Annotated in this window: 22 protein-coding genes; 14 read left to right on the top strand and 8 right to left on the bottom strand. The window is 65.3% G+C overall.

The annotated features are described in order from the left end of the window. Window positions 1–4: 4 nt before the first annotated feature. From DAT37_RS02880 to DAT37_RS02870, 3 genes are read left to right on the top strand one after another with little or no spacing between them, the layout of a single operon-like run. On the top strand, window positions 5–703 hold the full coding sequence (locus tag DAT37_RS02880; RefSeq protein ID WP_109523042.1) for an AIM24 family protein: 699 nt from the start codon (window positions 5–7) through the stop codon (window positions 701–703). Between the two features lie 47 nt (window positions 704–750). Next, on the top strand, window positions 751–1,512 hold the full coding sequence (locus DAT37_RS02875) for an AIM24 family protein (protein ID WP_109523041.1): 762 nt from the start codon (window positions 751–753) through the stop codon (window positions 1,510–1,512). Between the two features lie 55 nt (window positions 1,513–1,567). Next, complete coding sequence (locus tag DAT37_RS02870) at window positions 1,568–3,073, top strand: hypothetical protein (RefSeq protein ID WP_157978246.1); 1,506 nt, start codon at window positions 1,568–1,570, stop codon at window positions 3,071–3,073. A gap of 41 nt (window positions 3,074–3,114) precedes the next feature. Here DAT37_RS02870 and DAT37_RS02865 read toward each other — a convergent pair whose 3' ends face one another. Next, on the bottom strand, window positions 3,115–3,342 hold the full coding sequence (locus DAT37_RS02865; RefSeq protein ID WP_157978245.1) for a hypothetical protein: 228 nt from the start codon (window positions 3,340–3,342) through the stop codon (window positions 3,115–3,117). 252 nt (window positions 3,343–3,594) lie between these two features. Between DAT37_RS02865 and DAT37_RS02860 the strand changes: the two genes are divergently transcribed. Beyond that, window positions 3,595–4,647, top strand: coding sequence for an alpha/beta hydrolase (locus DAT37_RS02860; protein WP_109523038.1), 1,053 nt, complete (start codon window positions 3,595–3,597; stop codon window positions 4,645–4,647). Between the two features lie 104 nt (window positions 4,648–4,751). Here DAT37_RS02860 and DAT37_RS02855 read toward each other — a convergent pair whose 3' ends face one another. The 5 genes from DAT37_RS02855 to DAT37_RS02835 form a co-directional block, all read right to left on the bottom strand. Then, on the bottom strand, window positions 4,752–5,591 hold the full coding sequence (locus DAT37_RS02855) for an HAD family hydrolase (RefSeq protein ID WP_109523037.1): 840 nt from the start codon (window positions 5,589–5,591) through the stop codon (window positions 4,752–4,754). A 3-nt stretch (window positions 5,592–5,594) separates the two neighbouring features. Next, window positions 5,595–6,761: a cysteine protease StiP family protein gene (locus DAT37_RS02850; RefSeq protein ID WP_109523036.1), complete on the bottom strand. Its 1,167-nt coding sequence runs from the start codon at window positions 6,759–6,761 to the stop codon at window positions 5,595–5,597. After that, window positions 6,758–8,191, bottom strand: a complete 1,434-nt coding sequence (locus DAT37_RS02845; RefSeq protein ID WP_109523253.1) for a phosphoribosyltransferase family protein — start codon at window positions 8,189–8,191, stop codon at window positions 6,758–6,760. Before DAT37_RS02845 ends, DAT37_RS02850 begins: the two co-directional genes overlap by 4 nt. A 65-nt stretch (window positions 8,192–8,256) precedes the next feature. After that, complete coding sequence (locus tag DAT37_RS02840; protein WP_109523035.1) at window positions 8,257–9,471, bottom strand: HpcH/HpaI aldolase/citrate lyase family protein; 1,215 nt, start codon at window positions 9,469–9,471, stop codon at window positions 8,257–8,259. A 13-nt stretch (window positions 9,472–9,484) separates the two neighbouring features. Next, window positions 9,485–10,702: a hypothetical protein gene (locus DAT37_RS02835; RefSeq protein ID WP_109523034.1), complete on the bottom strand. Its 1,218-nt coding sequence runs from the start codon at window positions 10,700–10,702 to the stop codon at window positions 9,485–9,487. Between the two features lie 204 nt (window positions 10,703–10,906). Here DAT37_RS02835 and DAT37_RS02830 point away from each other — a divergent pair, with 204 nt between their 5' ends. The 3 genes from DAT37_RS02830 (at window position 10,907) to DAT37_RS02820 (ending at window position 13,505) form a co-directional block, all read left to right on the top strand. Next, a complete protein-coding gene (locus tag DAT37_RS02830) occupies window positions 10,907–11,482 on the top strand; it encodes a TerD family protein (protein ID WP_109523033.1) in 576 nt (191 codons plus the stop codon). 164 nt (window positions 11,483–11,646) lie between these two features. Continuing rightward, on the top strand, window positions 11,647–12,756 hold the full coding sequence (locus DAT37_RS02825) for a DUF475 domain-containing protein (RefSeq protein ID WP_109523252.1): 1,110 nt from the start codon (window positions 11,647–11,649) through the stop codon (window positions 12,754–12,756). Window positions 12,757–12,884: 128 nt separating this feature from the next. After that, window positions 12,885–13,505 carry a Tellurium resistance gene (locus DAT37_RS02820; RefSeq protein WP_232839457.1) on the top strand — a complete coding sequence of 207 codons (621 nt, stop codon included), beginning with the start codon at window positions 12,885–12,887 and terminating at the stop codon, window positions 13,503–13,505. A gap of 61 nt (window positions 13,506–13,566) precedes the next feature. On the opposite strand, the gene DAT37_RS02815 is transcribed toward DAT37_RS02820, so the two are convergent. Continuing rightward, a complete protein-coding gene (locus DAT37_RS02815; protein WP_109523031.1) occupies window positions 13,567–14,949 on the bottom strand; it encodes a glycosyltransferase family 87 protein in 1,383 nt (460 codons plus the stop codon). Between the two features lie 134 nt (window positions 14,950–15,083). On the opposite strand from DAT37_RS02815, the gene rpsF reads away from it, so the two are divergent. The 7 genes from rpsF (at window position 15,084) to DAT37_RS45235 (ending at window position 22,148) form a co-directional block, all read left to right on the top strand. Further along, window positions 15,084–15,371: a 30S ribosomal protein S6 gene (rpsF, locus tag DAT37_RS02805; protein WP_109523030.1), complete on the top strand. Its 288-nt coding sequence runs from the start codon at window positions 15,084–15,086 to the stop codon at window positions 15,369–15,371. Window positions 15,372–15,464: 93 nt separating this feature from the next. After that, entirely contained in the window at window positions 15,465–16,019 is a 555-nt protein-coding gene (locus DAT37_RS02800) for a single-stranded DNA-binding protein (protein ID WP_109523029.1), read from the top strand. Window positions 16,020–16,110: 91 nt separating this feature from the next. Continuing rightward, window positions 16,111–16,362: a 30S ribosomal protein S18 gene (rpsR, locus tag DAT37_RS02795; RefSeq protein ID WP_067786801.1), complete on the top strand. Its 252-nt coding sequence runs from the start codon at window positions 16,111–16,113 to the stop codon at window positions 16,360–16,362. 17 nt (window positions 16,363–16,379) lie between these two features. After that, complete coding sequence (gene rplI, locus DAT37_RS02790; protein ID WP_109523028.1) at window positions 16,380–16,832, top strand: 50S ribosomal protein L9; 453 nt, start codon at window positions 16,380–16,382, stop codon at window positions 16,830–16,832. Between the two features lie 659 nt (window positions 16,833–17,491). Beyond that, window positions 17,492–20,149, top strand: a complete 2,658-nt coding sequence (locus tag DAT37_RS02785; protein ID WP_109523027.1) for a replicative DNA helicase — start codon at window positions 17,492–17,494, stop codon at window positions 20,147–20,149. 416 nt (window positions 20,150–20,565) lie between these two features. Further along, window positions 20,566–21,222, top strand: a complete 657-nt coding sequence (locus DAT37_RS02780; RefSeq protein ID WP_157978244.1) for a hypothetical protein — start codon at window positions 20,566–20,568, stop codon at window positions 21,220–21,222. Between the two features lie 434 nt (window positions 21,223–21,656). After that, window positions 21,657–22,148, top strand: a complete 492-nt coding sequence (locus tag DAT37_RS45235) for a hypothetical protein (RefSeq protein ID WP_232839456.1) — start codon at window positions 21,657–21,659, stop codon at window positions 22,146–22,148. 1,953 nt (window positions 22,149–24,101) lie between these two features. On the opposite strand, the gene DAT37_RS02765 is transcribed toward DAT37_RS45235, so the two are convergent. Next, window positions 24,102–25,001, bottom strand: coding sequence for a hypothetical protein (locus DAT37_RS02765; RefSeq protein ID WP_157978242.1), 900 nt, complete (start codon window positions 24,999–25,001; stop codon window positions 24,102–24,104). Window positions 25,002–25,411 lie beyond the last annotated feature (410 nt).

Here is a 25,411-nt window from a genome sequence, read left to right as displayed (position 1 = left end):
GTCCATGTTCGAGAAAGTCAACGGAAAAGTCGTCAAGGTCAACGTCGGCATGGCGGGCGGCGTCGTCGCGCGCAACGGCGCGATGCTGTTCTACACCGGCGACATCTCCTTCTCACCGCACCAGATTCCCGGCGCGCAGGGGATGGGCGGCGGCGGCATCATGGGGATGGCGGGCCGGATGATGGCCGGTGAGCACGAGCGCACCATGCTCGCCCAAGGCAACGGCGAAGTGCATTACGGCCTGGCCGGACTCGAAGTGCACGTGGTGCAGATGCAGCCCGGCGCGACCCTGCGGGTCGAGGCGTCGCGACTGCTCGCCAACAGCGCGCAATTGCAGAGTTCGGTCGTCTCGGTGATGAGTTCCGGCGGCGGTGGCGGAGGTGGCGGCGGCATCATGGGCGCGCTGCGCGGCGCCGCGGCGGGCACCCTGACCGGTCAGGGCATGTTCACCACCCAGCTCGCGGGCCAGGGGTCCGCGGTCCTGCTCGCGCACGGCGGGTTCCTGGAATTGCAGGTGGGCGGGCCACATCCGATCGTGGTCGATCCGCAGGCGTTCGTCGCCGCCTACGGCAATGTGCAGACCGAACTGAAATCGGCACTCAGCTGGCGCGACGCGGTCGGCAAGGGCTCCGGCGAGGCGATGCAACTGCATTGCGTCGGACAGGGCGTCGTCTACGTGCAGGCCTCCGAAGAGAAGTTGTGAGATATGTCTGAGCGAATCAGGATCCGGCGAATCGGCGAGGTGCGGTGATGGCACAGGTTTTCAGCCCGGCGAATCTCGGTGAGAGCGACAACGTCCCTGGCAACGACTACGCCTACTGCATCGACCTGACCCGGCCGTGGTTCATGCGCAAGGGCGCGATGATCGCCTACTACGGGCAGATCAATTTCCAGATGCTCACCCACGGCCTGCACGGCGGACTGCTACAGATGGTGTCGCAGCAGTTCTCCGCGCCGCTGTTCACCGGTGACTACGTCGTGGCCGAGGGTCACGGGAAGCTGATCATCGGCGACCGCGGCTACAACATCAATTCCTATGATCTCGAAGAGGGCAACCTCACGATTCGCGCGGCCAATCTGCTGGCGTTCGAACCGGGTCTGTCGCTCAACCAGTCGATCGTGCCCGGCTTCCTCACGCTGATCGGCACCGGCAAATTCCTCGCCTCCTCCAACGGCCCGGTGATGTTCGCCGAACCGCCGCTGCGGGTCGACCCGGAATCGCTGGTCGGCTGGGCCGACTGCCCGTCCCCGAGTCACCACTACGACCAGCGCTGGGTCACCGATTTCCTCGCGGCGGGCGCGGCGCGCATGGGCGTGAACTCCGGTGAGGAACGGCAATTCGATTTCACCGGCGCGGGCACGGTGCTCATCCAGTCCAGCGAGAAGGTGATGAGCGATTCCGTGCTGGTCCGCACCATCGAGGGCCAGTTGCAGAGCGGGATGACCGTCGGCGGCCTCCAACGGATCCAGTCCGTGATCGCCCAGCAGCTCGCGGGCCAACAGCAGTACTGACCGCACCGAGCACGGCGACACGGTGCACTCGGCTACCGTGTGCACCGTGTCGCGCATGCTCGGCTCCAGAGCCGCACGGTTGATGTGGATCACCGCCCTCACCTGCACCGCCGCCTTGATCGGCGGTGCGGGATCGCTGGGCGCCGCCCCCATACCGTCGGTGCCAGCCGGCCCCGATATCCCCGAATTCCTCGGTGCGCCCGCCGTCGCCGCGCCGATCTCCGGGATTCCACCCGTCCCACGACACCCCTATCTCGCGCCCAACGGTGATTCCGGTATCCACAACGACGGCTGGATGAGCGACAGCTACACCCGCCCCGGCCCGCTCGGCCACGACACCCGGGTGAATTCGATGCTGCTGGCCAGCGAATGCGGCTCGGTCGCCTTCGATCGGGCCGGTCGGATCGTCACCACCTGTCTCGGCATCGCCCCGGGCCTCTACCTCATCGATCCGAACACCCTCGCGGTGCTCGGCAAACATCCACTGCCCGGACGCAGCCCGCTCGATCTGTTGAAACCGGGCGCTTTCAACAACTTCGGTGGCGGCGGCTACTTCTACCTGGACAACGAGGACCGTGCCGTCATCGGCACCGGAACCGGCCACCTCCAGGTATTCCAGCAGACTCCGGCCGCCGACGGCTTCGCGCTGGTCCGCGATTACGACCTGACCGGCGTGCTGCGACCGGGGGAAACCCTCAACTCGGCGCTGCCCGATTCGAACGGACTCATCTGGTTCGTCGCGAAGACCAACGGCGTCGTCGGCACCGTCGACCCGGACACCGGCGCGGTGCGGGCGATCCGACTCGGTTCCGGCGAAGACGGCCAGATCGAGAACTCTTTCGCGGTCGGCGATTCGGGCGAGGTCTACATCGCGACCAATCGCGAACTGCTGCGATTCGACGCGTCCCCCGACGGCTCCCCCCTGATCACCTGGCGCGTCACCTACGCCAACAGCGGCCAGCGCAAACCCGGCCAGGTCGACGACGGCACCGGCACCACGCCGACCGTGCTGCCCGACGGCTACGTCGCCATCACCGACAACGCCGACCCGATGAACGTCGTCGTCTACCGCACCGCCCCCACCGCCGCCGATCGCGAGGTCTGCGCCGTCCCGGTTTTCGCCCCCGGCGCGAGCGCCACCGAGAACTCCCTCATCGGCGCGGGCCGCACCCTCATCGTCGAGAACAATTACGGCTACGCCAATCCGCGCTCGACCATGCTCGGCGCCACGACGACCCCGGGCTTCGCCCGCGTCGACATCGACCCGGACGGCAACGGCTGCACCCTGGCCTGGACCAACGACACCGAGGCCGCCCCGAGCGTGGTCCCGAAACTCTCCCTCGCCACCGGCCTGATCTACACCTACACCAAAGGCACCCAGCCCACCGATCCCTGGTACTGGACCGCCCTGGACTACCGCACCGGCGAAGTCGTGTGGAAACGGTTGTCGGGGGTGGGTTTCGGCTTCAACAACAACTACGCGGGTATCGCGCTCGGCCCCGACGGCACCGCGTATGTCGGCACCCTCGGCGGACTGATCTCGCTGCGCGACGGACGCTGAACTCGGACTACGCGGATCCCGCAGGAATCGAAGGCCTGAAATCAGAAGGGCCTGCACCCCGGCAGGTGGAATGCGGCATCGCCCGCGCTGAGGGTGCCATAGGTGAGGAGCGTGTTGATCATGCAGGTCGGGTTGCCGAAGTAACCGGCTGAGCCGGACGAAGCCGAACCGGTATCGGCGGCGGCGATCGTCGAGGCCCCCATCATGAATCCCGCGGCCGCCACCGCCACGAACGCTCCACGCACCAATGTCGACATGAATACCCTCATCTTTCCTCGTTTGTACGGACGAACGTACGGAGCGGCGCGGTCGAGGACACGCCCCCGAATGGCCTGCCCGCGAATGTGGGGGCGACACGCGCGAGCGGTAGGCGGTACCGGTCTCGGGTGATGCCGACACGTGGCGACCGGTCTCTCGACTGTCGGTCCGAAATATCGGCGAGTAACACGGGCGGAGGGAATTCCGATCAGCCTCGTGGACAAGTGTGTCGATCGCACGAGAAGAAGACAGAGGGGAAGCGGATGTCGCACCACCGCACCAGGAGACGGGTCGCGCTCGCGGCGGTCGCGAGCGCGGTCGCGCTCGGGATCGGAGTGTCTCCCGCGACTGCCGAGCCGGTGAACAGTCCCGGTGTCGTCGAGACATCGGTGAAATCCTCGGATGGTTCGTATATCCAGAAGATCGAGGTCAAGGACAGTCGCAATGTGCGGCTGCACGTGTACTCCGCGGCCATGAACAATACGGTCGCCGTCGATGTGCTGCGTCCGAGTGACACCTCCGAAGCTCGGCCTTCGCTGTACCTGTTCAACGGCGCCGGCGGCGGTCTCGACGACGCGTCGTGGAAGCGCAATACCGACGCGCTGGAATTCCTCGGCACCAAGAACATCAATGTGGTGCAGGTCGTCGGCGGCGCGTGGAGTTTCTACACCGACTGGATCAATCCCGATCCGGTGCTCGGTGTGAACAAATGGCAGACCTTCACCACCGAGGAATTGCCGCCGCTGGTCGACGCGGCGCTCGGCACCAACGGCGTCAATGCCGTGGCCGCGCTCTCGATGACGGGCACCTCGGTGCTCAACTTCGCGATCGCGAAGCCGGGCCTGTTCCGCAGTGTCGCGACCTACAGCGGTATCGCCCAGGTCAGCGACCCGATCGGACAGCAGATGGTCAAGCTGACCGTGGAGACGTGGGGCGGCGGTGACACCCGCAACATGTGGGGTCCGACCGACAGCCCGCTGTGGCGGGCCAACGACCCGATGGTGAACGCCGAGAAGCTGCGCGGCACCAACCTGTTCTTCTCCACCGGGAACGGCATTCCCGGTGAATTCGACCAGGCGGGCGGCAAGTTCCGGATGGAATCCCCCGCGGAGACCCCGCAGGTGGTGGCGATCGGTTCGGTCATCGAAGGTGGCGTCAACTGGTCGAACCACAACATGAACACCCGGTTGAACCAGCTGGGCATTCCGGCCAAATTCGTCTACCGCGACAGCGGCACCCATTCGTGGGGCTACTGGCAGGACGATCTGAAGTCGTCGTGGCCGGTGCTGGCCGAAGGCCTGTTCAGCACACCGTAGTCGGATCGACCGTAGGCCGTCGCACGTCGGCGGCCTACGGGGTGGGCGGCTGTGCCCTACGCGGCAGGGGCCGCTGCGCCCTACGCGGCAGGGGCCGCTGCGCCCTACGCGGCAGGGGCCGCGTCGATGAACCAGTTCACGATCTCTTCGCCCGCCATGATCCCGGTCGCCTCGGTGATCGTCAGGTTCGGGCTGGTCCAGTTGAGTTGTTCGAGTTCTCCGTGCCGGGGGCGGATGGCCGAATCGGCGGCGCGCAACATCTCTGCGTCGAGTGCACCGTCGCCCGCCGCGAAAGTCTTCGCCGCGGAGGCGAGTTCACCCGACTCGAGTAGTCGCCTGCGCACCTCGGCGACGGCGAGACTCTTGCATACCGCGTTCGGCATCGTGTAGATCTTGCGACCCTGTTGCGAGGCGGACCACCCGCGCGCACCGCACCACGAATCCCATTCGGCGAGAAAACCTTCGGGAACTTCCTTGGGTTTGACCACCAGGTAGCAGAACAGGTGGTCGGCGATGCGGAATTTGGAAACCCACGAATCGTCGATACGGGAGCGCAGTTCTGCGCTGACCTCCGACAGCGTCGTGCCGCCCGCGCGCACCTGGTCATCGATGTCGATGCGCCAGCGCATATCCGGTACGCCGTCGACCAGGATATTTCCGCCGTTGCTCGTGATGGCGTAGCGCCAGGGCGCGCCCGGCAGCTTGATCCTGTTGAACTGCTTGATGGTGCGGGTGGTGGTCGGGATGACCGCGGCGGGTTCGGTGAGCGACTGCATCCGTAACGCCGCGGCGGTCGTCATGAACGACAGCGGCGCGCCTTCCAGATGTTCCACGCAGACCATCGGCACTTCCGAGGTCGTGCTGAAGGCGTTGCGCGAGTAGATCATCGTCCGGTCCAGGTCCGTCGCGATCAGGGCCTGTCTTCGCGTATTACGTAGGAGCATTCGCTACTGCACTTCCTTGATCAATCCCATGCACGAATAGGCAAGGTCGGGAACGACTTCCACCGGAACTCCGCGCGCCGCCGCGAGCAGCCGCAGGTGCGCGTGCTCCGGTGCGTCCGCCTCGCGGACCAGCACTCGCCACGGCACCCGGCGCAACAGCACCCTGGTCGTCTCGCCGACACCGGGTTTCACGAAATTCACGCTCGCGATGCCGTATTCCTCGCGCACCTTCTCGACCGAGGCCCAGCCTGACCACGTCGGAGTCCTGTCACTCGCCAGGACGGCGGCGAGTTCGGCGGGCACGCGGTCGCGAACGGAGTCGAACGCTGCGCTGACGGTGTCGAGGAGTCTGCCGGACACATCGGCCTCGGCGAGATCGCGATAGAACTTGGCGCCGTGGAATTCACCGGGGCCGATGAGCGTGTCGTTGAGGACCGTGCGCGAGATCAGGCCCGAGACAGTCGAATTCAGGCAAGCCGAGGCGATCAGGAAGTCGTCGCGGGTGCCGTAGGTGCGCACGCAGTGGCCAGGATCGGCGAGAACGGCGAGTTCACCGTCGAATCGCGCGCCGCCCGCCGCGTGGTAGATGTCCAGCGCTTCGGTGAGTTCCCTGGTGATCGCGCCCTTGCCGGTCCACCCGTCGACGAAAACCACCGAGGCCGGATCATGATGGCGCGCAATATAATCCAGTGCGACGGTGTCGATACCGCGATCACGCACGATGGAGACCGCGTAATGCGGCACGTCCAGGGCGGCCTTGCCCGCGCCGCGATCCGTGCCCAGCCAGCGCTTCATCAGAATGCCGACCGGGGTGCCCGCCCTGGCCAGCGACACCAGCACGATGTTCTCTCCGCGCTCGGCGACGACCAGTTCCGACACCGTCGCGACCGCGAGCGCCAGCCGGTGCGCGCTCTCGGTCAGCACCCGGTCGAACAGTTCGCGATAGGCGGCGTCGGGCTGGAATTCGATGGGAAGCGATTCCGCGTAGTGGGCGTCACCGGCCTGGATGCGGCGCTCCCGTTCGGCCACATCGGCTTCGAGGTCGGCGTCGGAGAGGTCTTTCAACAGCCAGGACACCTCGTGCGCCGCATACGATCCGAATTCCGGGCCGTAGAGCGGATCGGGTAGGTCGAGCGCCGAACCCGGCGAAGTGTTCGATGCTGCGTTCACGTGGACTCCACCGGGATCTTCGAGGTCGGGGGCCCGGCGACGCCGACGGGATCCAGTACGGTGCCGTGCGGCGTTTCGCTGCGCTCGGCGTGTAATTTGCGCGGGTCGGCACCCGGCAGCACCGCGACGACGACGTCGCTGCCCGATGCGGTGAGCACGTCGAGCAGTCCGCCCTCGGCGACGAGTTCGGCGGTGTCGGCGGGCGCGTCGATCACCACGACCAGCACCGGGGCGGCGGGTGCGCCGCTCGTGCCGGTGAGATGCGCCCACACGGCGTCGACATCGTCTTCCCACTGCGCGTTGTACAGGTAGCGCGGCGCGTCCACGTCCGATTCGGGTGCGGCGAAACGGAATCCGCGTCGCAGGGGATATCCCGGCGCGTCGAGTACGTACGCGGGTGAGCGGGTGGTCGTCTGGAACCGGGTCGGCACACCGGATTCGGCGAGTTCGGCCGCCAATCGCAGCGGCAGGTACATGAGTTCTTCGTGCCCGATCACGATGGCCGGACGTGCGGGATCCAGATTCGCCCGCAGCACCGCGGTCGCCTCGGCGAGTGCGACCTCGAACGCGTCGGCATCGGCCTGGAGAATTCCGTGCCTGCCGCCCTCCGGCACGTGATCCGGCCACGGCAGACGCACCCGGGTGCAGGTGCCGCGATGCGAGGCCGTCGGATTGAGTTCGGCTTCCGGCAGCGCGGTCACCGCGTCGACCAGCCCTTCCGGCAGCACGGTGTGCCCCGAGGCCAGGCACACCGTGTCGATGACCGCCCCGAGTTCGGCGGCGGCGTCATCGAAGCGGGCGCGATCCTCGCCGGTGCGCATATCGACGAGGGAGGCGAGCACGTAATGCGACCTCGGCGCGAACGCGTGCAGCGCGCGCACGGCGTCGATGGCCGTGGCGCCGGTCGAGATCTCGTCGTCGACCAGTACCAAAGGCAGATCGTTGACGAAGATCTCCGCCGGAGCGGGTTGCAGCAGATGCGAGGTGGCGTGCGAATGCCCCTCCTCGAATCCGGTGAGGGTGTGCGCCTCGGGGACATCGCGACGGGTGGAATGCAGATAGCACCGCGCACCGATGCGGGCGGCGACCGTATGGCCGAGCCCGGTCGCGGTTTCGGCGAACCCGAGCACGACTGCGGCGACGCCCGACGACGCGACGGGAATCCGGTCGACCCCATGACGCGCGGCCAGCGCGGCAGTCACCAGATCGCCGAGCCGGTTTCCCGCGTCGAGCACGATGCGGGGATCGGTCGGCAGATGCTTGCCGAGCACGGTCGAGACCAGCAGATGCGCCCGCCGCGGATTACGCCGCAACCCCGGCCGGACCAGCTCGCCGATCCGCAATTCGCCGGGCAGAGTACTGCCGTCACCGGCGCCATGGGACGCGTGATGACGTAACTCGATACCTAATTCTCTTGTAGCCCAAGGCAATTCGACCGAAGGATGACCACCTTCGCCGATGATCTCGACGTGCGTACCGCTGTTACCGCGCTCGCTCACCGGACCTGCACCAACGCCGACAGCAGATCCACGAAGGACACTCCCTTGTTGGCGACCCCGAACACCCGCGACCGCAGCAGTGTCTGCCTGGCCCAACTGCGGTGAGGTCGCATCTCGTTCATCTTGTTCCGGTATTCCGAGGCCGCGACCCCGCCGACGTCGACCTGCAGGATGTCGAGGGCGTCGGAGTACTCCTCGTGGGTGACCACCGACAGCGCGTGCACGGCGGCCACGTGCGAGGGATGGATCACCGTCTTGCCCTGGATGCCGTTGGCCCGATCCAGGCTGATCTCGCGCAGCAGCCCATCCAGATCCCTCGACACCAGATACCTGCGGAACGGCACCGCGTCGGATTCCTCGAACGGCGCGGTGCGCAGCAGCGGCCGGAACATACGTTCGTGGTCGGCGAAGTACTCCCACACCGGCCCGGTGATGACGTAACCGGTCCCGTCCATCCGCCCGAGATAGTTCACGATGTCGGCGATCACATCGGCGACCACCCGCACGTCGTAGATGGTGAGATCGCGGTCACGGCGGATACCGAAGGTCGAGCACATATCCGTCGCCCCGATCCGCACCGCGAGCACCCGCTCCCGATGTTCGGCCAGCATCGCCGCGATCCCGCTCAACTCCTGGTCACGGGTCTGGCGATGCACCAGCGACGCCGATTCCAGCACGGGCATCCCGTAGACGGGCCGCTGCATCCTGGTCGCCGCGTAATCGAGCGCGTCCAGATACTTCTGCCCGGTGGCGCAGTCGAATTTGGGGAACACGAACCCCGTGAGCGCGGCCGCACCCGGCCCGAGCCGCTCGACGATCTCGCCGATCGTGTCCGCGTCGCGCACCCTGATGAACAGCAGCGGATTGGGATCGTGACTGGTCGCCAACAGGTCGAGTGTTTCCACGGCCTGGAGTTTGGCCATCTCGACCTCGTGGTCGGCGACGGCGTCCTCCAGATCGATCACCATCGAGCACACGCCGTGCGCGGCGCGTCGGCGAATCGTCTCGGCCAGATCCGCCCTTGTCGCGGGCGCGTAGAGCGTGGCGCCGAGCGCGTACGCCAGTAGCTCCCGGTCGGCGTGATCGCCGAACGGTTCCGGTTGCCGATGAAACAGATGCCGGATATCCGGCCCTTGCAGCTGCCGAAAATGGCGCAGCGGCAGTCGCTTCCGCAGGGAAATCTCCTGCTGGACGGCGATGCCTGCGGTCATCGAGGGCCCATCCTCATTCTCGTCGTGGTCCTGTGTGTTTCCTCATGCGATCCACTACCCCGGCTATGAACTCGGTGACGGCATCCAGTTCCGTCACATAGGCCAAGTAGTCGGGGTGACGCCCCGACAGTGGTTCGGAAATTCGATCGATGCGGTCGATCTGTGCGTCGAGCACAGATCCCCATTCGCCGACGAGCCCGCGGCTCACCGCGAGCATCTGCGCATCCCGCAGCCGGAATCGTACGGCCTCGGCCCGTTCTCGCGGATTTGCCCGGACCTCACGCAGCAGAGCGAGCCGTTTGGTGACGGCGTCGACCTGTCGTTCGGCCTCGGCGAGATTCCCGCGCGCGGTAGTGGTCAATTCAAGTGCGGACTCCGGATTGTTCTGCGCCGATGCCGCCCGGGCCCCGTCGAGGGCTTCGGCGGCGGCATCGATGGCTCGCTGACTTTCTCGCTCATTGTTCGCCAGATCGGCCGAACTCGCAGCGTTGAACTCACGCAGCAGTGCCGAATAGGCGGGCGCCAACCCCGCCGAGCGGTTGCGAACCGCGGCCAACCTGGTATTCACCGAGGATATCGCGGTATTCGCTGCGGCGTTGCGAGATGGCGCTTGCGCCAGCGCATCAGCCAGTTCCCTGGTCGCGTACTCCAAGCGGTTCGCGGCCTCGCGCACCGCGCCCGCGGCGCCGGGACCACCCGCTGCCTCCAATGTGACGAGAGCCTCATCGACCGCGCGGGACCACGCGCGCACCGACGGATAGTCGGCGTACTCGGAATTCGCCGCCTGCGCCCGCACTCCCGCTGCCGTCACCTTCACCTGGTGGGCCAGTTGCGGCACCGTGCGCAGTATCGCGACCGCCTCTTCCAGTCGCGACTGGTTGGCCCGATAGAACTCGTCCACCGCGCGCGCGGCATCGCCGAGAAGCCGCGTGACGGTCGCCGTGCGCTCCTGCCCCTGCGGTAGCGGGGAGTTGTCCCGCTCCGCGGTTTCCAGTTCGTCCGCCAGCGCCAAGTACGCGCCGGAGGCGTCGTAGCAACGGCTGCGCACGGGTTCCCACGCCGCGCCGAATCGACGTTCCGGGAACACCTCGTCGGAGGCGAGTACCGCCGTATCGGCCGCACTCTGTCGCCGGTCCATGTCGAGGAACGCGTCCGCGAGCCGCGACCGGGCCTGCTGAATCCATTCGCTGTTACCGGATGACCGGAACCAGCCACGCCTACGGCCTGCCACGCCCCGATGGTAGGTGCTGAAGGTGACTACCGAGCGGACAATGTCGCGCCGATGTCCGGCGCAGCACCATAGGAGATGGTCCTGTTCGCCGAGGGTTCCCCCAGTTCCTACGCAAGTTCGCCGAAACCTACTACTGTCGTAACTCGTACCCGGCGATTCGGACATGCTGGGAACCACAGACGGACTATTGAAAGGGAATCCCGCATGGGTGTCAGTTTGTCCAAGGGCGGCAATGTCTCGCTGACCAAGGCGGCGCCTAACCTTACTGCTGTTGCCGTCGGGCTGGGGTGGGACGTTCGGACCACCACCGGAACCGACTTCGATCTGGACGCCAGCGCCATCGCGACCGGAGCGGACAAGAAGGTGGTGTCGGATCAGCACTTCGTGTTCTTCAACAACCTGAAGTCGCCCGAGGGCGCCATCGAGCACGCGGGTGACAACACCACCGGCGAGGGCGAGGGCGACGACGAGGTGATCAACGTCAACCTCGCGGGCACCCCGCCCACGATCGAGAGCATCTTCTTCCCCGTCTCGATCTACGACGCGGAGACCAGGCAGCAGTCGTTCGGCCAGGTGCGCAACGCCTACATTCGCGTGGTCGATCGCTCCAACGGCACCGAACTCGCCCGCTACGACCTGTCCGAGGACGCCTCCACCGAAACCGCCATGGTCTTCGGTGAGCTGTACCGCAACGGCGCCGAGTGGAAATTCCGCGCCATCGGCCAGGGCTACGCCTCCGGCCTGTCGGGTATCGCCAAGGATTACGGCGTCAACGTCTAAGTAACACGCATCTCTGTGCGGAGGGGGCTCGGTGACGAGCCCCCTCCGTGCGCGTCCAGACCCCCGTGAACTGCCTGGACGCATCGTTGGACATACGGCGGTTCAACGGCCACGCTGGTATCAATCTCGCCGAATCTGTTCCCGAAGCAATGAAAGGTCCCCGCGTGGTCCTGCGTATTTTCGGCCTCTCCGGCGTCGTCACGGTGGTGTCGCTCGTCGTGGCGCTGCTGTACGGCGGCCCAGAGGCCCTGGTGCTCTGTGCGATCCTCGGCATCCTCGAAGTGTCGCTGTCGTTCGACAACGCTGTCATCAACGCCACCGTCCTGGAACGGATGAGCGAATTCTGGCAGAAGATCTTCCTCACCATCGGCGTCGTCATCGCCGTTTTCGGTATGCGCCTGGTGTTTCCGCTGGCGATCGTGTGGATCACCGCCGGACTCAACCCGGTCGAGGCCTTCGACCTGGCACTCAACCCGCCGCCCGATGACGCTGCCACCTTCCCCGACGGCAGCCCCAGCTACGAAACCCTGCTGACCGACGCGCATCCGCAGATCGCGGCGTTCGGCGGCATGTTCCTGGCCCTGCTGTTCCTCAACTTCATCTTCGAGGAGCGCGACATCACCTGGCTGAGCTGGCTCGAGAAGCCACTGGCCAAGGCGGGCAAACTGGATATGGCCTCCGTTGTCGTCTCGGGCATCGGCCTGGTGCTGATCGCGGAGCTCGTCGCCCACGACGAGGACCGAGCCACCGTCCTGCTGTCGGGCCTGCTCGGCATGATCACCTACATCGCGGTGGACGGCCTGGGTTCGATGTTCCACACCGAGGATCTGGAGAACCCGAGCGGCGGGCCTTCGGAGTTGGTCAAGGCCACCGGTAAAGCGGGCTTCTTCCTGTTCCTCTACCTGGAAGTCCTCGACGCGTCGTTCTCCTTCGACGGCGTGATCGGCGCCTTCGCCATCACCTCCGACCCGATCATCATCGCCCTGGGCCTGGGTCTGATCGGTGCGATGTTCGTCCGATCGATCACGGTCTACCTGGTGCGCAAGGGCACGCTCTCGGAGTACGTCTATCTCGAGCACGGCGCGCACTGGGCGATCGGCGCGCTCGCGGTGATCCTGCTGGTCTCGATCGGCGTGCACATCGACGAGATCATCACCGGCCTGGTCGGTGTCGCGTTCATCGGCGCGGCGTTCATCACCAGCATCATCCGCAACCGTCGCGAAGGCGATCCGGACGAAGTCGAGAAAGAACGTTCGGTCACGCCGGTAGGCTGACCCCCGGCAAGCAGCCGACGAATTCCGGTGGCAGCGGCCCCGTCTCAGGACGGATCCGCTGCCACCTTTCTTTCTGCCGCATTCACGAGGGGGCACACCCGCCGATGACCCATCCCGGCGACGTCGACATGGCGACTGTGACACTGTCCAAGGCGACACCGAGTGTCAATCTCACCGAACCCGGTGCGCGACAAGGCGTGATGCGAGCGCACCTGAGATGGTCCAGTCGTCCGCGCGGATTGTTACGCCGAGCCAAGCCGGTCGATCTCGACCTCGGGTGCCTCTACGAGTTGTCCGACGGTGACAAGGGTGTCGTGCAGGCCGTCGGGAACAACTTCGGATCCATCGACGACGCACCGTACATCCGGCTCGACGGCGACGATCGCACCGGCGGCGGCGTCAATGGCGACGATGGCGGCGGTGGCGATGGCGGCGGCGAGACCCTGCACATCGATCTCACCCGGCCCGAATTGTTCCGGCGCATCCTGATCTTCGCGTTCATCTACGACGGCGTGCCGAACTGGGCCGCCGCCGACGCGGTGGTGACGCTGTTCCCGACCGAGGGACCGCGGGTGGAGATGGCACTCGATTCGCCCTCGAGGGGAGCGCGCTGCTGCGCCGTCGCGCTGCTGGAGAACCGGGGATCGGGAATCGTCGTGAATCGGGAAGTGAACTACATCAACGGGACCCAGCGTCATATCGACGAGGCGTACGGCTGGGGTATGCGCTGGCACAGCACGACCAAGTAGCCAGGCCCCGGATCGCCTCCGCCGCAATCGATCCCACGCCGACGCGCGGCGTGGGGTTCGACTAACCGGCGGGCACCAGTGCACCGGACGCGCTGCGCGGCAACGCGCTCGGCGCGGGCCGGATACCGCGCATACCCGCCCGGACGAACAGGAAATACAACGGCACCAGCAGGATCGCGCGACCCCACACGCCGAACTGCACGACGTTCTCGGTCATCTCGACCGAACCGCCCGAGGTGATCGCGTAGAAGTACCGGAACACGCCGACGCCGATCGCCGCGTCGGCGACCAGGTAGCAGCCGATCAGCGACCACGGCACTTCGAGCAGTACCAGGAACGGGATCAGCCACAACGTGTACTGCGGCGAGTGCACCTTGTGGAAGAGCAGGAATCCGCACAGCATCGCGCCGCTGACCCCCACCCAGGGGAAGACTCCGATGGCCGCGTACCGCCGCTTGCCGAGCCACATGGCCAGCGCGAAGGATCCGATCACCAGGGCGGGCGAGGCGATCGACACCGTGTGCTGGAACGAGGATTCGCTGTCGGCGTTGTCGCCGTACAACCGGCGCAGACCCCAGTACCAGAGCGAGTTGGTGGTGATATCGGCCTGACGCATCTGCTGGAAGGTGATCGAGGCGCGCCAGCCCTCGTATCCCGCCAGCGCGAACGGCAGATTGACCACGACCACGGTGCCGACGGCCGCGGCCGCGGTCAGCAGCGCTCCGCGCACGTCGAGACCGCGTCCCTCGTCCCGCTCGTCACCGTGGGTCATGACGTAGGCCATCAGCGGCAGCACGAAGATGCCCGGATACAACTTGAGACAGAAACCGAGCCCGAGCAGCACCGCGGCCAGCACCGCCCTGGTCCGCAGCGATATCCGCTGCCAACAGATCATCACGTAGACCGCGCCCACCGCGGTGCACACGACGGGCAGTTCCCAGTTGTGGAAGGCATAGAGCACCAGCGGCGGACCGGCCGCCCACAACAGCGCGGCCCGGCCCGCCAGCCGGAAGAGCAGCCACGCGGTGAGCAGGGCGAACGGCACCAGGATCAGCGCCGTGTACCGCAGGAATTCCGCGTCGTCATCGGCCCCGAGCGCGCCGAGCCACATCATCGTGCCGCTGAGCACCGGATATTCGACCGCGCCGCCGACCAGAGTGCCGTCGTCGGTGATCCCGCCGTCGATATACGGGAAGACATGCAGGTCGATATCGCGACCGAGCCACAGCAACTGGATATCGGAATAGCAGACATCCGAATCCTTGATCGTGTCGAAGATCGTGCTGCGCCCGGATTCGTCGATCGGCCCCGTGGCGCAGCGCGCCTTGTTCGCGTAACCCAGCGCCAGCGTGAGCCCGCACAGCAGCAGGACCGCGATCGCCAATGCGGTGCGGCGTGCCACCCGGCCGGCGAACAGATCGCTGGCGGCGGGTCCGGTCGACATGAATCCACCCTAGATGAGGGCGAATTTCAGAGGTCAGGGCCTGGTCATGTAGCCTTGTCGGGTTGCTGACGCAACGACCCTCCTGCCACGGACCGTCCGTGGCCGTTTCCTAGTCCACAGGAGGTGATTGGTCCGTGCGTCATTACGAAGTGATGGTTATCCTCGACCCGAGCCTGGACGAGCGCACTGTTGGTCCGTCGCTGGACAACATGCTGAGCGTCGTCAAGACCGAAGGCGGCAAAGTCGACAAGGTCGACATCTGGGGCCGCCGCCGGCTCGCCTACGAGATCCGCAAGCAGGCCGAGGGCATCTACGCGGTGGTCGATCTGACAGCGACCCCCGCCACGGTGAACGAACTCGACCGCCAGCTGGGTCTGAACGAGTCGGTGCTGCGTACCAAGGTCCTGCGCCACGACAAGTAGTTCTCCAGCACTCGTCAGCGTCGGTGCCTATCTCTAGGCTCTAGCGCGACAAGCGAGTGTAGGGCGAACTGCACACCGAGCAGGAGGAACCACATGGCAGGCGACACGGTCATCACCGTCATCGGAAATCTGACGGCTGACCCCGAGCTTCGATTCACGCCCGCGGGCGCGGCGGTGGCGAATTTCACCGTCGCATCGACTCCCCGTGTGTTCGACCGTAATTCGAATGAATGGAAAGACGGCGAAGCGCTCTTCTTGCGCTGCAACATCTGGCGCGAAGCTGCGGAAAATGTCGCCGAGAGCTTGACCCGAGGCGCTCGCGTCATCGTGAGCGGACGGCTCAAGCAGCGCTCCTACGAAACCCGCGAGGGTGAGAAGCGCACGGTCGTGGAACTCGAGGTCGACGAGGTCGGTCCCTCGCTGCGCTACGCGACCGCGAAGGTCAACAAGGCCAATCGCGGTGGCGGTGGCGGCGGCGGTGGATTCGGTTCCGGCAGCGGCGGCGGTGGCGGCGGTAATTTCAACGCCTCCTCCTCCGGCGGTGGTGGCGGTCGTTCCGGCGGTGCCGAGGACGACCCGTGGAGCAACGCGCCCACAGCAGGCTCCTCCTTCGGGGGCGGCCGCGTAGACGACGAACCGCCGTTCTGACAACGGCTCTCATCGGACCGGCTCGGCCGCGACGACCTGCGAAGGTACGCGCGACCGAGACGGACCATCAATGATTACGGAGTAATAGACCATGCCTAAAGCGCCCGCGCGCGAAAAGGTACTGAAGAAGAAGGCCTGCGCTTTCTGCAAGGAAGCCAAGTCCGGTACCGTTTCGATCGATTACAAGGACACGACGCTGCTGCGCAAGTACGTCAGCGACCGGGGCAAGATCCGCGCCCGCCGTGTCACCGGCAATTGCGTTCAGCACCAGCGCGATATCGCCGTTGCCGTGAAGAACTCCCGTGAGGTGGCCCTGCTGCCTTACGTGTCGACGGCTCGCTGAGAAGGGAGACACGCAAAATGAAGCTGATTCTGACTGCTGATGTCGACAACCTCGGCGCGCCCGGCGACAGCGTCGAGGTGAAGGACGGCTACGGCCGTAACTACCTGCTGCCCCGCGGCCTGGCCATCGTCGCCAGCCGTGGTGCCCAGAAGCAGGTCGAGGGCATCCGCCGTGCCCAGGACGCGCGCAAGGTGCGCGACCTGGATCACGCCAACGAGCTGAAGCAGGCCATCGAGGGCCTGGAGTCGGTCTCGCTGAGCGTGAAGACCGCGGGCACCGGCAAGCTGTTCGGCTCGGTGACCCAGGCCGATGTGGCCGCGGCCATCAAGTCCGCCGGTGGTCCGGTTATCGACAAGCGCAGCATCGAGCTGCCGAAGTCGCATATCAAGAGCACCGGCAAGCACGGCATCGTGGTGCACCTGCATCCCGATGTCGCGGCCAAGTTCGACCTCGAGGTCGCGGCCAACTGATCTCCGGTGTCACCTTCGGGTGATTCGCACCATATTCGGTGAAAGGCCACTCCCGTGTTCGCACGGGGGTGGTCTTCGGTATGCGCACCATGTTATTAGCGGAATATTTGCCATTGTTGACCCGCTGTGCGCTGGACCACATGGACTCGATGTTGGCACCGGCTCTACCACCGGTTATTCAGCCTGTGGATTACTGGAGAAACCAACCGATCGTAATGTGATACAGCTCATAACTTGTACACGAGCCGTTAACTCAACACGCCCGGCTGTTCAACTTCACCGACACGCCGCAGCATCATTGATCCACACCCGGATGAACCGCGAAACCAATACCTATCAGCACCTTTAGGTCGGGTGACCTGGGTTTTCCCCAAGTTGTCCACAGGAGGTGCACAACGCTGGGTGAACAGTCCCCAAGTTATCCACAGATGTGTACACAACCCGGCTTGGCAGCCGCTCGCGCGTGGCCTAGGTTCATCGCATCGTCGTGAACGAATCGCCGCGAGGCCACCATCGGATCAGTTTGCTGGACCGCAGGTAGAACCGCTGTCGGCACCGATACGGCGACCCCCCGACGACGAACTTGTCGGTACCCGGGAGTAGAACGAGTACCGATAGCGTGGCACCCGATCGTGGGGCAGAGAGGACGGTCGAGTCTCGTGACAGCCACCGACGATCGAGGGCACACGAATTACCCGCCCGAACCTCCCGGCGAGGATTTCGGACGGCAGCCACCTCACGACATGGCCGCCGAACAGTCGGTACTCGGCGGAATGCTGCTCAGCAAGGACGCGATCGCCGACGTCATCGAAGTGCTGCGCCCCGGCGATTTCTACCGCCCCGCGCACCAGGCCGTCTACGACACGATCCTCGATCTGTACGGACGCGGCGAACCCGCCGATCCCGTCACCGTCTCCGCCGGCCTGGACCGCAAAGGCGAGCTCAAACGCATCGGTGGCCCGTCCTACCTGGTCACCCTGACCCAGACCGTCCCCACCGCCGCCAACGCCGGCTACTACGCCGAGATCGTCGCTGAGAAGGCCATCCTGCGCCGCCTCGTCGAAGCGGGCACCCGCATCGTCCAGTACGGCTACGCGGGAGCCGACGGCCAGGACATCGCCGAAGTCGTCGACCGCGCCCAGGCCGAGGTCTACGAGGTCACCGAACGCCGCACCACCGAAGATTTCATGCCACTGGAGGATCTCCTCCAGCCGACGATGGACGAAATCGATTCCATCGCCTCCCGCGGCGGCATCTCCCTCGGCGTCCCCACCGGCTTCACCGAACTCGACGAACTCACCAACGGCCTGCACCCCGGCCAGATGATCATCGTCGCCGCCCGTCCCGGCGTCGGGAAATCCACGCTGGGAATGGATTTCATGCGGAGTTGCTCGATCAAACACGGTTTGCCGAGTGTCATCTTCTCGCTGGAGATGAGTCGCACCGAAATCGTCATGCGGCTGCTGTCGGCGGAGGCGAAGATCAAACTCGGCGATATGCGTTCGGGGCGGATGAGCGACGACGACTGGACGAAGCTGGCGCGGCGAATGAGTGAGATCAGCGAGGCGCCGCTGTTCGTCGACGATTCACCGAACCTCACCATGATGGAGATTCGCGCCAAGGCGCGGCGGCTCAAACAGCGCCACGACCTGAAACTCGTTGTGGTGGACTACCTCCAGCTGATGACCTCGGGCAAGAAAGTCGAATCACGGCAGCAGGAAGTCTCCGATTTCTCGCGAAATCTGAAACTGCTCGCCAAGGAACTCGAGGTTCCCGTTATCGCGATCAGTCAGCTGAATCGTGGTCCCGAACAGCGCACCGACAAACGCCCTATGGTCTCCGACCTGCGTGAGTCGGGTTGCCTTCCGGCGTCGACGCGGATTCTGCGCGCCGATACCGGCGGTGAGACGACGCTCGGCGAACTGATGAGCAGCGGCGAGCAACCACTCGTGTGGTCGCTGGACGAACGCATGCGGATGGTCGCGCGGCCGATGGTGAAAGTTTTCCCCAGTGGCCGTAAGGAAGTGTTTCGGCTGCGACTGGCTTCGGGTCGGGTAATCGAAGCCACCGGCAACCATCCGTTCCTGACCGTCGACGGCTGGATTCCGCTGGCGAAACTGGCTGTCGACGACCGGCTCGCCATACCTCGTCACATACCGGAACCGTCACAGACGAAACGCATGGCGTCCGCGGAGATTATCGTGTTGGCGCACATGATCGGCGACGGTTCGTGTGTCGCGCGCCAACCGGTCCGCTACGCCAGCATCGATGAAGAGAATCTCGCGGTGGTGACCACGGCGGCACAGCATTTCGGTATCACGGCGATACGTGACGAGTACGCGGCCGCGCGTGTCACCACATTGCGGTTGCCCGCGCCGTATCGACTCGCTCGCGGTAGACGCAACCCCATTGCCGAATGGCTCGACGGGCTCGGGCTGTTCGGGCTCCGCAGTTACGACAAGTTCGTTCCGCAGGCGGTTTTCGCACTTCCGAACGATCAGGTCGCGTTGTTCCTGCAACATCTCTGGGCGACCGATGGTTCTGTCCGATGGGACACGAAGGGTAATCAGGCCCGGATCTACTACGCGTCGACCAGCCGCCGACTCATCGATGATGTCGCCCAATTGCTCTTACGACTCGGTGTGCACAGCCGTATCAAGCGGGTTCCGAAGGCGGGTTACCGTGATTGCTGGCATCTCACCATCGACGGCGCCGAGAATCAGACCGTCTTCCTCCGCGATATCGGAGTGAGCGGCGCGCGAGGCAAGTCGGCCGCGGTCGCACTCGCCGAGTTGGAAACGATGGCGTCCAACACCAATGTCGACACCGTCCCCAAAGAGGTCTGGTCGAGTGTTCGCAGTTTGCTCGCCGACAAGAATATGACGCATCGCCAATTCTCGGCCGCTATGGGCTCGCGCTTCTGCGGCTCCACCATGTGGAAGCACTCTCCCAGCCGCGCCCGGCTGGCGCGGGTCGCGGCGGTCCTCGATGACGCCGATATCGAGATGTTGGCCACCAACGACGTTTTCTGGGATCAGATCGTTGAGATCACCGGTCTGGGCGAGCAGGACGTCTACGACGGAACGGTTCCGGGAACGCACAACTTCATCGCGCAGGGCATCGCGGTCCACAATTCGCTGGAACAGGATGCCGATATGGTCATCCTGCTGCACCGGCCGGACGCGTTCGAACGCGACGACCCGCGCGGCGGCGAGGCGGATCTCATTGTCGGCAAACACCGTAACGGCCCGACCGCCACGATCACCGTCGCCCACCAATTGCATTTGTCGCGCTTCGTCGACATGGCGCGCGGGTAGGCGTTGTTCCTCTTCTTTCCAAGCCGATCGACACTGGAAGCCGTCGGCATCGTTGCGAGTACGGACCGGTCGGCGGGCGAGATCAGCTGAAGGGGCCGGGGAACGGCATGCCGACACATTGGCCGGTCAACAGTGACCAAGCGATTGTCGTCAGAATATCCAGAACAGCGGAGTTCATCGTCACCCTCTCGTAGTGGTGGGGTTCGGCGAGATCTCACCGCATCGGGCGGCGCGCAGGAATATAGCCGAACGGTCACCATCTCGGGAAACCAAAACGCCTGGTAGCCGAGTTTTTCCGGCGCGTCGCACCGCGTCGGCGATGTCGGATCGACGTCGATCGGGCTGTCGCGAGTCCGTACCCATCCGCGAAGCCCCCGACGCCGAAGACTCGATGTCCCCTTCGACTCGAGAGAGGCATGGTCGTGCGAGCTGGCGCGCTGCGAGTTCACCCGCTTGGACCAGCGAAACCGGATCGGGTCGCGCGCTGTCCGGGGACGGCGCGGGTCGCTCGGCGGGGCGGGCCGTGGATCTCGGTACTTGCCGCGGCGTTGCTGATCGGTGTCGGGCTGTCCGCGCCGACCAAGGCCCAGCCCGCTCCCCCCGGTCCCGGACCCGGTCTCTTCACGATCCGCCCGCTCGCCCACCTCGATCAGGTCCTGACCGCGGACCCGATATCGAAAGCGGCGGTCTGCGAGGGCGACGACGACGATCCGGAACAGACGATCCGGGTCCGTCCGGTGCGCAACATGTACAACCTGCTCAACCAGCGCACCGACGAATACCTCGGCTACCACCGCGACGGCCGCACCGGCTGGACCGAACTCCTCGCGGAGTGGGAAGTCGTCGCGGTCGACGGATTCGGCGAGGGCGTCTATCGGATCCGCGTTCTCGACCTCGACGGGCCGCCCGCTGACGTCCTCACCTATCTCGGCGGCGATAACTCGGCCGTAGCCGGTGTGCGAGCTGCCGCCGATCCAGGCCATCCGGCGTTCGAAGCACAGTTGTGGAAGTTCGAGCGCGCGACAGGGAACCGCCCCTTCTCCGGAAAGCTGGAGACGAACGACGGATCGTGAACCGGCGCCAACCCGAGGCCACGCCAGCCGTCGGCGAAACTTCGGATGACCGGACTTCGGACTCCTCGCGGACAGCGGCGGATGCCCCGTGGTCCCGCGCTTGGCCGGGACGCTGAGCCGGTTGGCGGTTGCCGTGCGCATGCGTGATCTGCCGGTCGGCCGCGATTTCGGGATTCAGCGTGATGCGTCATAGCCCCGGAGTAAACTCGCAGCTACCGATTGTGGTCACTTCACCCCACCGCCGTCGGGATCCCGTGCTGGGATCTCGACCGGAAATCCGGCCCTCGGCATTTGCCGGTGGGCGGCGGCAGGGCCGGATCCGCGTCGAGTGACAGGTGCAGCGGGCGTTGACCCACAACGCTTTTCATGCCGAGTCCCGCATCTCGACGCCTTCGTGCCCGAGGGCGGTGGCCCTATGTTGCAGGAGGACCGCCGTGTCGAGAGCCACCTCATCCGGAACCCGTCGTCTGATCGCCGCGACCGTGTTCTCCGGAGCACTCGCCGTCGCGCCCACGGCAATCGCCTCGGCGAATGCCGACATCGGCACCCCGGCTTCATCCCAGCCCGGTGTGGCCGAACCGGCACCGATTGCGGTGCCCGGCGCACCGCCGCCGATCGTGGAACCCGAGATCCCGCAGCAGCCGCTCAGCCCGATGAATCCGGGAAACCCGCTGAGTCCGGAGAACCCGGAGAATCCCGAGAACCCACTGAATCCGGAAAATCCGGCGAACCCGGAAAACCCCAATAATCCGGCGAACCCGAACAACCCGAACAGTCCGGAGAACCCGAACAACCCGGAGAATCCGAACAGTCCGGAAAATCTCAATAATCCGGAGAATCCGGCCAACCCGAACAATCTGGACAATCAGTTCCCGCCGAACGGTGGATTCGGTCCGCAGAACTTCCTGCCGAGCCCGAGCGGCTGAGTCGGCGCCCTACTGGATGACGGCGCAGCCCTGCGTCGAGGAGAGGCCGCACGACACCTGGGCCAGCAGGCGCAGCACCGCCTCGATCGGGTTGCTCGGTATAGCGATGAAATTGACCATGGTGATTCCTCGCGGACGACGGATGGTTGTCACCCTGTGCACCGGGTGCGGCGGTAGGTCCGTTACGCCTCGTCCTGCCCCGTGAATTACGGGCATCGTTCTATGCTGCTCCAACGCCGGAGACGACAACTGCCATCGTCCGGCAGAGCGGATGGGGCTGTTGCCTTCGCGTAGGGATGCCCACGCGTCGGCTACCGGACCCAGCCCTGGTACCCCGAATTGTTGGGTTTCACCGAGCGGGTCGTTGGTGTGCGGCCGTCGAGGGACCGGTGTTGATCACCGTGCCGTCCCGAGCGGCCTGCCGATGACGACGAGACCGGGGCGACGGCGTCGACGAGTCTGCCGTCCCGCGTAACTCGTTGGCGTACCGGGCTCAGCGCGGACTTGGACGGTGGGTACAGGTTTGAGAGCAGCAACGCGCTGAAGGGGCGTCCGGGTCGCTGGTGAGGGTCAGCGAGGCGCATGACCGCGCACGTTGACGATGCGCGCCGCCGGTGAGCTTCACAGCAGCGCCAGCGTGGTCATTGGTCCTCGCGGTCACCCCCGAAGACACTGATCTCGTATACCCCGCCTGGCCGTATTCACATCGACAGTGCTCAGCACCTGATTATGAGGGTAGGCAGGCGAGACCTGTCCGGAACCGGTGATGCCCGCGTTGTCGATCAGGATGACGAGGTGGCCGGAACGCTCCTCGGCCTGCACGGCGGCTGCGGGCAGGGTCGCCGGGTCGATGATGTCCGGGGGCAGCGCATGTCCGGTCCTGCGGCCTGCGTATCGCCGCTTTCTCGCGCCTCGCCGTTCATCGACTGATCCCCTGTTCGCCCGGTGACCAGGGCGAACTCTCGATACACAGCCTGCCCATCGATGACGGCTCCGTCGCTGCCTCGTGTCTCGCGAATTTCGAACCATGAGACGAGACAGCCGGGCCGCCGGTGACATCGGCCGCGTGTTCACTCCGTGAGTCGCCCTACGGGCGAAAGCTGAACTGCCGCCGTGATCTCGGTGAATCCTTTCGATCGAGATCCGGCGGCCGTACTCAGATGATGATCAGGCCCAGCAGCGCCCACACCAGACTGACTGCAGCGCCCGCGGCCGCGGAGCCGAGTCCGATAATTGCACTCATGGCTTCCTCCTCGTGCTTCGATGAAAAGTTGACATAGTTCGTGGGTATGAGAACCCGAGAATACGACGACCCCTCTGTCGTCGATCGGTGAAATCCCGACCGACTCCGAGGTTACTGTCGCCCAGCTGGGACGCCCTTTTTCGGGCATGTCCACGTCCCTACGCTTACACTCCGAGTCGGTAGCGTCAAGGGCTGTTTCACCGCTGCGAATCAATGCCACACGTCCCATGTAACCCGTGGATCACAACGCGAAATTCGCGTATTCGGTGGGTGATCGGACGAGAGTTCGATCGGGCGAATCGACCCGAGTCATGTTTGGACAGAAGGTAATTGGTACATATCATCGATCCGGACACTCGATTCCGGAGACTCGCCGTCGACGTGCACGATCGATACGATCACGCGACGAGGTCCACACGTCGTGGCCTTATCGTTCGAATGATGGTCGACCGGGGTTTCAGCCCTTCAACCCGCTGAAATAGACGACAGACCGTAATCACAATCCGAATATGCGGCACTTCAGATAAAAATTCGGCATCGACACGACGGAATTTCGGACAGGACAAATCACCCGAGCCGTTCCGAGGAGCGGCCGCATAGGGCACTATCTCGACGAACTACAGGACAGTATTCCGATATTCGGGTATACGGCCGATTTCCCGGACAATTGTCACGGCCGATTCGGGTACGGCTATGACCGCGTCGCATCCCTAGGACAGGGGCGTATCCGCCCGCACGGTCTCGCCGGACTCGGAGCCGTCGGCCTTCGGTTCCACCCACCGCGCGACCGCGCTCGCGCCCGCGGATATCTGCCGTCGACCACTGTTGGCCGCGTCGATCGTCCGACCGCGTGCGACCGAGAGGGCATCGCGGATCGAGGCGTTCTCGACCCCGTTCCACGATTCGACCTGCAACGCGCGGGCATCGATGAACGCGTCGACGGTGCGTGCCAAGGGGACGCGGTATCTGGTCAGCGTTCGGCCCGCCAGCGGCCGGTGCACTTCGGAGACGCGCAGCGCGGCGTGCCGGTCGAGCACCGTTCGCAAGTGACTCGCCAATTCCGCGTCGGCCTCGATGTGCTCGCGCAGGGTCGCCTTGGCGCTGCCGACCGTCTGCTCCAGGTGGTCGGGTTCCTCCCGCCGGGTGCGCTCCAATCGCAGGCGCTGCCACAGATACAGCGACTGCTGCGCGACCAGCAGCAGGTTCAGCGTTTCACCGAGCATGCCCTTGTCGACCGCGGACCTGAGTTGTTCGGCTCGTTTGTCGGCGGAGTCGTCGGGGCGCAACTGGGCGATGAGGTCGGCCGCGTGCTGACGGAGTCGTTCCACGCCGACTTCCAGGTCGGCCCCGAGTGCGGCGACACTGGACCAATCGGTCTCGGTGAGGACCGCGCCCGCGCTGATCTCGGCCACGCGCCGCCGCAGAATCCGTCGGTGCCCGCATACATCGCCGAGGCGCTGGGCCGAGGCCAGGCGCAGCACGTCGTCGACCTTGTCCTCGATTCGGTCCAGGTGCGCGTCGATCCGGTCCGCCAGTTGTTCGAACGCCGCCGTCACGGCCATATGCGCCAGCACGGCCTGCCCTATTCCCGGGACGGGAGCGAGCGCCACCTGGGGATTCGACAGGATTTTCCCCGTCGTCGCCGACCTGGTCGTCCTGTGGAAGGTGACCACGGTGCCCGGCTTCGGACGCGACGCGTGCTCCCAGATCCTGGATATAACGGGTGGCGGGCGCTGTGGTCTTCATCACGGACGAGGCGACCTTGCCCGCGACATCCGACACCGGGGTGTCGGGTATCGAGATGGCGGTATCCGGGTCGTCGCTCGACCACTGGTCGACGAACTCGGCGATCAATGCCTCGTCGCCGACCACCACCGCACCGAACTCGTCGGCGATCACCGCGATGTCGGGAGCGACGCTCTCGTCCTCACCGGAACTGTCTACGGCACTGGTCATTCGACGTGAACCTTCCCCCGCGTATCGGCAGCGTCCGGACCATTCATCCGATCGGCCGAGCGGG

The sequence above is a fragment of the Nocardia aurea genome, assembly GCF_003123685.1.
In the GTDB taxonomy this organism is placed as follows: domain Bacteria; phylum Actinomycetota; class Actinomycetes; order Mycobacteriales; family Mycobacteriaceae; genus Nocardia; species Nocardia aurea.
This window is presented reverse-complemented; position numbering and strand designations above follow the sequence as displayed.